Source organism: Marivirga sp., from assembly GCF_051117495.1.
GTDB lineage: Bacteria > Bacteroidota > Bacteroidia > Cytophagales > Cyclobacteriaceae > Marivirga.
The window spans coordinates 98,329-110,495 of record NZ_JBNPEF010000015.1 but is presented as its reverse complement, the minus strand read 5'-3'; the positions used below and the strand labels follow the sequence as shown (position 1 = coordinate 110,495).

Below are 12,167 nucleotides of genomic sequence, written 5' to 3'. Positions count from 1 at the left end.
GTTATACTATTGATTTATTAAATAACGCATCCGAAGAGGATTTGTCTTAATGCTAAGAAAAGTATTTCACTTTTTCAAGATATAAATATACAGCCTTATTTTTTATTTATGCATTTGTATGTCCCAAATTGATAGTGTGTGATCATCACTGGCGCTCACCAATTGGTCCTGATAGTCCGTCCAAAGCAATTTATTAACTGAGGTGGCATGACCAGCATGTCTTGCTTTATCTATTACTTTTAATAATCTAAATGTTTGTGCATCCCATATTTTAATGCTTTTATCCATACTGCAAGTAGCAAAATATTTCCCATCAGGTCTAAAGCTGATATTATTGATGGCGTACATATGAGCCACTATGGATTCCATAAGGATATAATCACTCTTTACATCCCAAATTTTTAAATGGGCGTCTCTACCAGAACTCAACAATACGTTTCCATCAAATGAATATTGCAAAGTGAAAACAGAATTATCATGCGCGTTGATTTCCTTTTTTAAACGCCAATCGGAGGTTGAAATTATTTTTATGGTATTGTCACTAAATCCTACAGCTACTTCTTTTCCATCTGGGTGAACTGCTATGGATCTAGCACTTTTATCACTCAATGGCAACTTGGCAATAGTGCTTAAATCTTTTATATCAGACAAGATTAATTGTCCATCTGCGCAGGCGGTTAAAATGATATTTTTGACCACTTTAATATCAAAAATGGCACTTTCGGTAATTTTAGCAGATTTTAATTCCTGTTTTTCATTTACATCCACCAGATGTATGCCTTCATAGTTATGCCCAACTATCAATTGATTGTTTTCCTTTAAAAAATGAAGTGCATAAACAGAATTTTTAACTTTAGCGACCATAGTACCCAATTCAGGATCTTTTAGGTCCCAGAGGGCTACAATTCCATCACCGCCAGCTGAAAAAAAGAGGTGACTTTCACTTGCAGGTTCCACTACATATAAGCAATCTTTGTGTCCGGTTAGGCTTTGAATTTTTTCTACATTAATTTTAGGCATATTGTAAAGTTAAGCGATGGCATTAGAATACATAAAGCAAATCAACGAGAATATTCATTTGGCAGTTTGGAAAATTGAAGAGGATTTAGAATTCTACCTTCAAAATGTACAACTTAGTACCATAGACAAAAATATACTAGCGGAAACCACCCATCCTGAGAAGAAGCTGGAATTTATGGCAGGCAGAATGTTGTGCAAAATGGTTTTACATGAGCTTAAAATATCTGACCAACCTATTTTCAGAAATGAATTCGGTAAACCACAAATACCTGATTCCGAATATGATATTTCTTTATCACATACCGAAAATTACATTGCCTTGACCATTGGTCATCAATTAGATGTAGGGATTGATATAGAAAAACCAAAAGCTAAAATGGCTAAAATTGCACCTAGACTTTACACTCCTCAAGAAATGGATTACTGCCAAAACAATTTGGTCTATTTCTCTAAAATGTGGTCTGCTAAGGAAGTGCTATATAAGCTTTTTATGAAAAGAGAATTGGATTTCAGGGAGCACTTAAGCGTAAAGCCGGAAAATAAAGAGTGGACTTTAATGACAGGAGAAATCCATAAGAATGATTTTAATAAAAGCTATCAATTGGCTTTTTATGAGCTGGGAGAGTATTTTATTTGCTTGAATGTGACATGAAGTAAAAACACTAATCATATAATGGACATTATTATTCTAAACTCTACTAAAGACAACAGTATTTGTCGCTAGCCTGAGAAAAGTATATGGATTAATAGTACCATTAAAAAACCAGAAACAGCAATTATGCCAGTCATAATTGTCCATGTTTTAAATGTTTGTTTTTCAGTTATTCCTAAAAGCTCCTTCACCAACCAGAAACCGCTATCGTTAACATGCGACATAAACGTGCCACCTGCTGCAATGGCTATCACCAAACAAGCTAATGTAAAATTACTAGTACCCGGCATAATTAATGGAGAAACTAATCCTGCAGCAGTAATCATGGCAACTGTTGCAGAGCCTTGCATAACTCTAATCAATATGGCCACAAAAAAAGCAAAAATTATCACTGGAAAACCTAAATCGGATAAAGAATAAGCCAGCATTTCACCGGCTCCTGTATTTACTAATATTTGCTTAAATACTCCTCCTGCACCTGTAATTAGGATAATCATTCCTGCAGGCCCCAAGGATTTAGTACTAATAGCTTGTAATTCTTTTTTTGTAAAGCCCAATCTAATTCCAAGTACATACCAGGCCACAATATTGGCAATAATTAAAGCTGCAAATGGGTGGCCTATTAAAGTAATTACTTTGTCAAAAGTCTGATTAGAGAATCGAAGCAATCCACTATCATTGAAAGTACTGAGCAGAATAAGAAGAATTGGAATCGCTATTATAGCTAATATGGTATAAATATGAGGTCGTTTTTTATCGCTCACTACTGTTTCACTTTCACTTTTAGTAGATAAGGCAGGTAAGCCTACAAAGAGTTTATTACCTATATATTTCCCATACAAAATACCCCCAATAATAGCCGAAGGGAGTCCTACCATACCCCCTATTAAAATCACCCAACCTAAATTAGCGCCAATAATATCAGCCACCGCAATCGGGCCTGGAGTAGGAGGCATAAAAGCATGAGTTACAGCCAAACCTGCCAAGAGTGGAAGTGCGAAAATTAAAAGAGATTTACCCGTTCTTTTATGTAAGGCATAAATCATAGGAACTAAAAGAATAAAGCCTACTTCGAAAAATACAGGAATAGCAATAATAAAACCTGCCACTGCCATAGCACTAGAAGCATTTTTGATTCCAAATTTCTTTAATAAGAAATCTGCTACAATTCTGGCTCCCCCTGAATGCTCTAAAATTGCTCCAAACATAGCGCCTAAACCTACAACTGTGGCTACGAAGCCGAGTGTATTGGCCATACCTTCCTTTATGGTATCCATTATAGCTAATGGATCAAGTCCTGCTAAAATACCAACCGTTATACTAGCAATTAATAAAGAAGCAAATGCATGAAGTTTAATTTTAAGAATTAAAATCAATAAAACTGCAATTCCAGCAAAAACAGCTAAAAGTAAGCTATAGTCCATAATCAATCTAGTTTAACCAATCAGTATGATGAAAATTACCTGATTTATCATCCACTCTTTGGTAGGTATGTGCACCAAAATAATCTCTTTGCGCTTGAATTAAATTAGCTGGGGAATCAGCCTGGGAAATACCATTCAAATAATTGATAGCTTCACTCAAACAAGGAACAGATATATTACTGTCTATACATTTGGCAACAACTTGAGTAAGTGCAGGTTTTAGTTTTTTGATAGAGGAGACAGTATCAACATGCAAAATTAGATCATTCTCATTCTTGAGCATATCTACTAATTTCTCCATAAACTCTGATCGAATAATACACCCATTCGTCCAGATTCTGGTAATTTCACTTAAATTAAGCGACCATTTATATGTTTCTGAAGCCTGTTTCAAGAGCTTAAAACCTTGAATATGATTCACGATTCTAGCTAATTGGTAAGCTTCTAAAATTATATTTTCGTTGATATCAAAAGCATTTAACTTGGATGGTAAGATCTCCTGCACTTGGACCCTCTCATCCTTATAGGCTGATAAAAATCTGGCAAACAATGCTCCTGAAATGAGTGTGGACGGCACCCCTAATTGAGCTGATGTAATGGTAGTCCAATTACCTGTTCCTTTATTTCCAGCTTTATCTAGTATTTTATGAATCAACCAATCATTATTTTCTTTTTTCCTTAAAATATCAATGGTGATTTCTAATAAATAGCTTTGAGCATCCGCCTCAATACTAGAAAAAATTAGTGCAATTTCATCAGGGTTTTTACCATTAGCTTTAAAAATTTGGTATAACTCTGCCAATAATTGCATTTCAGCATATTCAATCCCGTTATGTACCATTTTTGTAAAATGACCACTACCTGATTTGCCGATATAGGTACAACAAGCTTTAGCGTTTTTATCTTTGGCAGCTATTTTTTCCAAATAAGGTTTTATTATTTCATAAGCTTTTTTATCACCGCCAGGCATAATAGAAGGCCCTTTTAAAGCCCCTTCTTCACCACCTGAAACTCCGCATCCAATGAAAAAGATTCCATGGTTGGATAAAAGACCTTCTCTTTTAGCCGTATCTTTAAAGTGTGAGTTACCCCCATCAATAATAATATCTTCTTTTGAAAGAAGGGGGATTAATTTTTCAATAACCGTATCTATTGCTGGACCTGCATTAACCATTAAAAAAATTTTCCTAGGGCGCTTTAAGGATGCTACAAACTTGTGCAACTGATCAAAAACCAGCGAATTTTGAAGTTCCACATGTTGCTTTTTAAAATTATAGGCAATATTTTCTTCTTTTTCTGGGACATGGCGATTAAACATAGATATTTTCACTCCTTTGGAAGCAATATTTCTACATAGACTTTTCCCCATAACCCCCAAACCTATTAATCCAAATTCAGCCTGCGTTTCTAGATTTTGAGCTATCATTTCCACTATGGTTTTAGGGCTATTTTCTATTTTATAAGTAAGTGCTTGATCTGGCTCCTCAAGTATATCAAACTGCGATTGCAGTAAATTTGTAGGCATATAATGCCCTTTCCTATTTTTTAAACGCTCCGAAATAAGCTCAAAACTACCTTTAAGAAAAATCCGATTTACTGCATTATTTAAGCCATCCTCAAGTAACGTTCTGTACTTTTCTTTTAAGGAAGAGCAAGCAATAACGCACCCGGATTTTTGCACATGTTGGTTAGCTAAATCATTTAAACTCTTAAGCCACTCTGCCCTATCATCATCATTAAGAGGCTGACCAGAAGCCATTTTTTGAATATTTGATTCTGAATGAAAATCATCTCCATCAAAAAAAGGAATCCTGAGTTGTTGGGCCAAAAGTTTTCCAACTGTTGTTTTACCAACACCTGATACACCCATGACGAAAAAAATCTGTGGAGTTGAGTTATTCATATTTAAAAGATAAGTTTTAAATATAAATAAAATATTTTACGAAGTATAAGTGAACCCTGCTCTAAAGGCCTAAAGCATCAAAATCAATTCCACCAGAAAGCTCAATTAAAAGTTCTTTCACCTCTTCTGATTTATGGTGTTCTCCTAATTTTTCAAATGCCATTATGAGGTTTCGCAATACTCTTTTTATGATATCTTCATTAGAACATGGCTCATAATAAATTGGTTTGGGGGTTAAATTTAGATTGGCTAAGTAATTATCGATGTCTTTCTTAGAAAAGATTAAACCTCTATTGAAAGCATTGACATAAAATTGTACTTCCTCACTTTTATAAGTGATGATAAACAAATTTGGCAAATTCACTCCGTAAATCGGCAAGCCTAACTTTTCTGCCACTAACATATAAACTACTGACAGTGATATAGGATTTCCCTTCTTACTTTCTAAAACTGATTTCAAAAAAGAATTATTAGGCGAATGAAAATTCTTGGTGTTAGCCCTGAATTTTAATTTGTTAAACAAAGCCCCATTGATGATTTTTATTTGGTCATAAGGATGTAAATCTTCCTTTAGTTCAACCCAAATATCATAATATATTTGTTCAATTTCTTTATTTAAATCATTGAGTTCTGTGTCAGGATATTGGTAAAGTGAAATCAACCACATTCCTTCCAACAAGCTTTCCCCTCCTTTTTCTTTCCAATTACGGATTCTTTCCTTCAATCTAGAAAATTGAAGTGTATGGATCATATCCTCAATTTTGCTTTGGATATTGGGGTCAAAACTATTTTCCCACTGCTCTTCCAGATATGGAATTATATCACTACCTAAAGACATTATTTTCCCTTCCACATGACGATTTACTTCCTCATCATCATCTTCTAAAAGGGAAACTAATGCCATAAATTCTTTTTTATCCAATTCCAATATTCAATGATTTAGGTTTGAATTACGCCAACATTAAACGGCTTTTCGATAGGAGCATGATCCGCTGCTTCTATACCCATAGAAATTACCTTTCTGGTTTCCAATGGGTCAATAATGCCATCTACCCAAAGTCTTGAAGCCGCATAATAAGGGGAAAGTTCCTCATTATATTTATCGGTAATATCTTTAAGCATTTTCTCTTGATCTTCCTCAGATATTTTTTCTCCTTTTGCTTTTAAGGTAGCGACTTTAATTTGTAATAATGTTTTGGCCGCTGCTGCCCCACTCATGACAGCAATTTGTGCTGTTGGCCAAGCATAGATCAAACGAGGGTCATAAGCCTTACCACACATTGCATAATTACCTGCACCATAAGAATTACCTATAACAATAGTAAATTTGGGTACTACGGAATTAGCCATGGCATTTACCATTTTAGCACCATCCTTTATGATGCCTCCATGCTCAGATTTGCTCCCAATCATAAAGCCGCTAACATCTTGAAGGAACACTAAAGGGATTTTACGTTGGTTGCAGTTCATGATAAACCGAGCTGCTTTATCTGCAGAGTCAGAATAAATTACTCCGCCCATCTGCATTTCTCCCTTTTTGGTTTTCACTACTTTCCTTTGATTGGCTATAATCCCTACCGCCCAGCCATCAATTCTGGCAGTTGCACAAATAATAGACTTTCCATAGAGTGCTTTATATTCATCAAATTCAGAATTATCAACCAATCTTTCAATGATGTCTTTAGTATCGTATGGTTTTACCCTATCATTAGGTAAAATTCCATAAATTTCCTTTTCATCTTTAGCTGGTGCAGCAGGCTCTTCTCTATTAAAACCTGCTTTATCGAAACTTCCAATTTTATTGAAGATTCTGCGAATATCATCTAAACAATCTTGGTCTGTTTCATGCTTATTGTCCGTAACACCAGAAATTTCACAATGAGTGCTAGCCCCGCCCAAAGTTTCGTTATCGATATCCTCACCTATGGCCGCTTTTACTAAATATGAGCCTGCTAAAAATATAGATCCGGTTTTATTCACAATCATAGCTTCATCAGCCATAATAGGTAGATATGCACCACCAGCAACACAACTTCCCATGATGGCCGCTACTTGGATAATCCCCATAGAGGACATCTTTGCATTATTTCTAAATTGCCTTCCAAAATGCTCTTTGTCGGGAAAAATTTCATTCTGCATTGGTAAGAAAACGCCTGCACTATCCACTAAATAGATAATAGGTAATCTGTTTTCCATCGCTACTTCCTGAGCACGTAAGTTCTTTTTGGCAGTCATTGGAAACCATGCTCCTGCTTTTACTGTGGCATCATTTGCCACAATTACTACTTGTCTTCCTTCCACATAGCCAATTCCAGTCACAACTCCCGCAGATGGGCAACCTCCTACATCTTCATACATTCCATCGGCAGCAAATACACCAATTTCTAGGAATTCAGAATCATCATCCAATAAATAATCGATTCTTTCTCTGGCAGTCAGTTTACCTTTTTCATGCTGGGAAGCAATCTTTTTTTCTCCTCCTCCTAAATATACTTTTTCAAGTTTGTGTTTTAATTTATCTACCTCCTGTTTGTTGAGGTCTTCGTTTTTATTAAATGCGATATCCATTGAGTCGTTTCCTGATCTATTTAATAATTAATTGAGTGTTTCCATTATTTTTTCTTGTCCTTTTTGTCTTTTCTACCAAAAAGAGAGAAATGAACATATTTTTTGGGTTGATCTTTCATATCGATTAACAGCGCATCAAGATCAACAAGTGTTTGGTTAAGATTCAAATATAAAGAATCATCATTCAATAATTTATCAACAGTACCTTCCCCATCTTGCATGGAAGCCACAGTATTATTGATTGTAATTAAAGTGGAATCTAATCGATTGACAACCCTTGCTAATTCTAAAGCATTTACAGAATCTGCGATGCCGTTGGTCTTTTGAAGTAAGGCTTTAAGTCCGTTTTTCTCATCAGCCAAGGTCGCGGAAATTTTCTTGAAATCATCAAGCATGGCAGTGATAGTTGCCTGTTTTTCTGATATTTTAGCTAGATTTTGTGTGGTTTGCTCCACATTAAGCATAATATTTTGAATAGATTCTTCATTTTGATCAATATTGGCAAGAATACCATTTAAATGTTGTCCAACAGAATCCAATGTTTTTAAAACAGGATATGCTTGTTCTTGGATTTGCTCTGTAAGTGATGGTTCAATACCGCCTTGAACTTCGCTTCCTTTGGGCAGTGGATTCTGAACATTATTTCTTTTCAAAATAATGGTTTGAGAACCCAAAATATCCGTTGCTAAAATTGCTTCAGAATTCTCGCCTAAAGTAATATCTTCCCTAACTTCAAAATACACTTTCAATTTATTGTCATCTTCTTGTAAGATTTCAATATTGCTTACTCTACCAACCGATAATCCACTAAGGAGTACAGGATTTGATTCAGTAAGCCCACTGACATGGTCATATATTGCATAATATTCATTAGTAGGATTGAAAAAATCTATCCCTTTCAGAAAATTAAATCCAAAATAAAATATGACGATTGATACGATTGCCAAGAAGGCAACTTTAATTTCTTTAGCTATTTTCAATTTGTATAGTTTTTTTTAGTTCATTGATTCAATTTCGACTTTGTAATCTCGAATTGCACGAAAGATACCAGATGCTATATACGTCTGACCGAGTTCATCGTTCAAATATCTTTCCTCTTCTGAGTTACTTAAGAAACCTGTCTCAATCAAAACACTTGGCATAGAGCTCTTAAACAAAACCACAAAACCTGCTTGTTTTACCCCTCTGCTATGGCGACCAACTCTTTTATCGAATTGATACTCAACCTTTTCAGCCAAATTCAAACTATTGGCCAAGTAGGCATTTTGATATAAAGAAAACAGTATATGAGAGGCAGGATCATTAGGGTCAAAGCCTTCATATTTTTCCTCATAATTTTCTTCCATCAAGATCACGGAATTTTCTCTCTTTGCAACATTCAAGTTAGTCTCCGATTTATGCAGTCCCATTATCCAAGTTTCCGTGCCATGAACTTTTGTGCTGTATTCCACGGCATTGCAATGAATGGAAACGAAGAGGTCGGCACCATTTTTGTTTGCGATGTTCGAGCGTTCATCAAGTTCAACAAAATTATCATCAGTTCTAGTGTAAATGACTTCAACATCGGGCAAATATTCTTTAATGATTTCACCTAATTCCAAAGCAATATCTAAAGCTATGTCTTTTTCCTTTGACATTACGCCCCGAGTTCCACTATCTTTGCCGCCATGTCCAGCATCAATCACAACCTTATCAACTTTGTATGAAGGTTTGTTAAGATTTGTGAAGGAGCCAAGGACCATCAATAAAGTAAGTGTAGAAAGGATGGTAATATTTTTCACAATCTTTCGGTTGTTAAATTTGAATAGTATAATTTTACACAAAGATTGCAAAAATTCATCAAATCGGAAAAATCCACGGAACAATTTGAGGCGGTATATTTTAAGTTTATTCATATTTGTTGTACCCTTTATTGGTTACGGTCAAGAAGTTGATTCTGTAAAACAGAAATCTGACTCCTTAATTGATGATTCTATCAAATTTGATTCCACTAAATCTATCACAGATTCCACTAACAATATTATAACGGATTCTATTGCTAACAGTACTGATACTGTCAAGAACCAGAAAAAAGGTGATATTAAAACCACTGTCAATTATAATGCTAAGGACTCTTTAAACTTTAACTTGAAAACTCAAGATATTATTATGTATAAAGAGGCCCATGTTGATTATGGAGAAATAAAACTTGATGCTGATAAAATAAAAGTTAATTACAATACCAAAATACTTGATGCCAGTGGTTTAAAGGATACGGCTGATAAAGTTACTGGGAAACCAGTTTTTACAGATAAGGGACAAGTTTATCAGACTGATCAGATTACTTATAATTTTGATACCAAGAAAGCCATTATAAAAGGAGTGGTCACCCAACAAGGAGAAGCATTTATGCACTCAAACTGGACGAAAAAGAATGAAAAAGACGAAATGTTCAGTGACCATGCCCTATATACCACTTGTAATTTAGACCATCCACATTTTGGGATATCTGCCAATAAATTAAAGCTTATCCCTGGAGATAAAATATTAGCTGGACCATTTAACTTAGAAATCACAGAGATACCTACACCTCTATTGTTTCCATTCGGAATGTTTCCTATGCCCAACAATAAAACTTCTGGAATATTATTTCCAACTTATGGAGAAGAAAACAGAAGAGGATTTTTCTTGAGGGATGGAGGTTATTACTGGGCTATCAATGAATATGCTGACATGGCCTTGCGTGGAGAAATATATTCTAAAGGGAGTTATGGAGTTTCCGTGGCATCAAACTATAAAAAAAGATATAGTTATAATGGAAATATAAATATCAGATTTAATCAGCAAAGTATTGGGGAAACAGAAGCAGATTCTGCTGTTTCTAGAGATTTTTGGGTGCAATGGACGCATAGACCTGAATCTAAGGGAACAGGTCGCTTTTCTGCATCGGTAAATGGCGGTACATCGACTTTTAATCAAAACAACCCTTCCCAAGATTTTCAACAACAAGTAACTGCCAACTTTAACTCTAATATTTCTTATTCAAATGTTATTCAAGGCACACCATTCAATTATGCTATTAGTGCTAGACATGATCAAGACGTTAGGACTAATGAAATAAATCTTTTATTACCAGAAGTAGCCTTAAACATGAACAGACAATATCCTTTTAAAGCTGTTAATGTGGATGGTTTGAATTGGCTACAGAAAATGAATTACTCTTACAATTTTACTTCCACTAATAGAATCACCAACAACATAGGAAGAGTTGGAATGGAAGCAACTGAAGATAGCATCGCTGATTTTAGTAGAGAAAATCTTCCTTATTTACTAGAAAGAGCAAATAATGGAGGGCGACATAGAATTCCAGTTTCAACATCATTTAACTTGTTCAAGTTTATTACTGCTAGTCCTAATTTCAATTATGATGAAGTTTGGTATTTAAGGGAATTGAATCATAGATATAGTGACTCACTGAATACGGTAGTAATAGATACCATGAATACTTTCAGCAGGGCATCTTCATACAATGCGGGAATTGGTTTTACAACTCGACTTTACGGAACAATATATCCTAAAAATGGGCCAGTCAAGGCTGTAAGACATATTATGACTCCTTCTGTTAATTTGAACTGGCGTCCGGATTTTGGTGAAGAAGAATATGGTATTTATAAGGAAGTACAAACTGATTCATTGGGAAATACGAGGGTATTTTCAAAATATGAAGGTTTCGTTTATGGAAGCCCTGGTAGAGGAAAATCAGGAACAATTGGTATTTCCTTGGCTAACACTATTGAAATGAAGGTTAAAAAAGAAAGTGACACATCAGACATGCCCACGAAAGTGAAAATTTTTGATAACCTTTCATTCTCTACTAGTTATAATGTTATTGCTGATTCATTTAAATTGGCTCCTATATCCATAAACGCTAGGACTAATTTATTTAATGGCAAACTGGACGTCAATTTACAAACGGGAATTGATCCTTACGTAATGGTATTGGACAGTATTACCATTAGAGATAACGGAACCGAAGAAGTGTTTCAAAGAAAAATTGACCAATATGCCTGGGAAGCTGGTCAAGGAGTTGGGCGATTAACAACTGCAAATATTGCACTTTCTACCAACTTAAATCCTGCGGGTAAAAAGAGTGATGATGAAAACAGAAACAACTTGGAAACCCAAGCAAGGCAGGCTGGGGCGACAGAAGACCAAGTACAGGCTTTAGCCAATAATCCTGATATGTATGTGGATTTTAATGTCCCTTGGAATTTAAGAGTTCGATATAATATAAGGTGGAGCAGACAAGGATTTGAGGAAGCAAGAGTACAACAAACCATGAATTTCAGTGGGGATATAAATTTTACAGAAAACTGGAAAGTTGGATTTAATTCCGGCTATGACTTTGAACAAAAGGATTTTACGCAAACATCTATCAATATTTTCAGAAATCTTCATTGCTGGCAAATCAATGCCAACTGGGTACCTTTTGGTAGATTCCAATCCTTTAGTGTAGATATAGGAGTGAAAGCTTCCATTCTTCAAGATTTAAAATTGAATAGAAGAAGAAGTTGGTGGGATAATTAATTAATAATTGATAATTACTGATTCATAATTAAAG

9 protein-coding genes are annotated in these 12,167 nt (G+C 35.0%); 2 read left to right on the top strand and 7 right to left on the bottom strand.

What is annotated here, in order from left to right; translation table 11 throughout:
- Positions 1 to 102: 102 nt before the first annotated feature.
- On the bottom strand, positions 103 to 1,020 hold the full coding sequence (locus ACFE0M_RS08930; protein ID WP_434545408.1) for a WD40 repeat domain-containing protein: 918 nt from the start codon (positions 1,018 to 1,020) through the stop codon (positions 103 to 105).
- Between the two features lie 16 nt (positions 1,021 to 1,036).
- Here ACFE0M_RS08930 and ACFE0M_RS08925 point away from each other — a divergent pair, with 16 nt between their 5' ends.
- The gene (locus tag ACFE0M_RS08925) at positions 1,037 to 1,672 is read left to right on the top strand and encodes a 4'-phosphopantetheinyl transferase family protein (protein WP_434545407.1); all 636 of its coding nucleotides are present in this window, start codon (positions 1,037 to 1,039) and stop codon (positions 1,670 to 1,672) included.
- A gap of 68 nt (positions 1,673 to 1,740) precedes the next feature.
- Here the strand turns inward: ACFE0M_RS08925 and ACFE0M_RS08920 are convergent, their stop codons facing one another.
- The 6 genes from ACFE0M_RS08920 to ACFE0M_RS08895 all read right to left on the bottom strand — a co-directional run bounded on the left by ACFE0M_RS08920 (position 1,741) and on the right by ACFE0M_RS08895 (position 9,309).
- Complete coding sequence (locus tag ACFE0M_RS08920) at positions 1,741 to 3,096, bottom strand: GntP family permease (RefSeq protein ID WP_434545406.1); 1,356 nt, start codon at positions 3,094 to 3,096, stop codon at positions 1,741 to 1,743.
- Between the two features lie 7 nt (positions 3,097 to 3,103).
- Entirely contained in the window at positions 3,104 to 4,999 is a 1,896-nt protein-coding gene (gndA, locus tag ACFE0M_RS08915; protein WP_434545405.1) for an NADP-dependent phosphogluconate dehydrogenase, read from the bottom strand.
- 61 nt (positions 5,000 to 5,060) lie between these two features.
- Positions 5,061 to 5,903, bottom strand: coding sequence for a transglutaminase-like domain-containing protein (locus tag ACFE0M_RS08910; protein WP_434545404.1), 843 nt, complete (start codon positions 5,901 to 5,903; stop codon positions 5,061 to 5,063).
- Positions 5,904 to 5,938: 35 nt separating this feature from the next.
- Positions 5,939 to 7,567, bottom strand: a complete 1,629-nt coding sequence (locus ACFE0M_RS08905; RefSeq protein ID WP_434545403.1) for an acyl-CoA carboxylase subunit beta — start codon at positions 7,565 to 7,567, stop codon at positions 5,939 to 5,941.
- A 44-nt stretch (positions 7,568 to 7,611) separates the two neighbouring features.
- Complete coding sequence (locus tag ACFE0M_RS08900) at positions 7,612 to 8,547, bottom strand: MlaD family protein (protein ID WP_434545402.1); 936 nt, start codon at positions 8,545 to 8,547, stop codon at positions 7,612 to 7,614.
- A 15-nt stretch (positions 8,548 to 8,562) separates the two neighbouring features.
- The gene (locus tag ACFE0M_RS08895) at positions 8,563 to 9,309 is read right to left on the bottom strand and encodes an N-acetylmuramoyl-L-alanine amidase family protein (protein WP_434545462.1); all 747 of its coding nucleotides are present in this window, start codon (positions 9,307 to 9,309) and stop codon (positions 8,563 to 8,565) included.
- Positions 9,310 to 9,433: 124 nt separating this feature from the next.
- Between ACFE0M_RS08895 and ACFE0M_RS08890 the strand changes: the two genes are divergently transcribed.
- Complete coding sequence (locus ACFE0M_RS08890; protein WP_434545401.1) at positions 9,434 to 12,133, top strand: putative LPS assembly protein LptD; 2,700 nt, start codon at positions 9,434 to 9,436, stop codon at positions 12,131 to 12,133.
- Positions 12,134 to 12,167: the final 34 nt, after the last annotated feature.

Coding starts and splice junctions, on each gene's coding strand:
- ACFE0M_RS08930 (WP_434545408.1), bottom strand. CDS start 1,020: ATGCCTAAAATTAATGTAGAAAAAATTCAAAGCCTAACCGGACACAAA.
- ACFE0M_RS08925 (WP_434545407.1), top strand. CDS start 1,037: ATGGCATTAGAATACATAAAGCAAATCAACGAGAATATTCATTTGGCA.
- ACFE0M_RS08920 (WP_434545406.1), bottom strand. CDS start 3,096: ATGGACTATAGCTTACTTTTAGCTGTTTTTGCTGGAATTGCAGTTTTA.
- gndA (WP_434545405.1), bottom strand. CDS start 4,999: ATGAATAACTCAACTCCACAGATTTTTTTCGTCATGGGTGTATCAGGT.
- ACFE0M_RS08910 (WP_434545404.1), bottom strand. CDS start 5,903: ATGGCATTAGTTTCCCTTTTAGAAGATGATGATGAGGAAGTAAATCGT.
- ACFE0M_RS08905 (WP_434545403.1), bottom strand. CDS start 7,567: ATGGATATCGCATTTAATAAAAACGAAGACCTCAACAAACAGGAGGTA.
- ACFE0M_RS08895 (WP_434545462.1), bottom strand. CDS start 9,309: ATGGTCCTTGGCTCCTTCACAAATCTTAACAAACCTTCATACAAAGTT.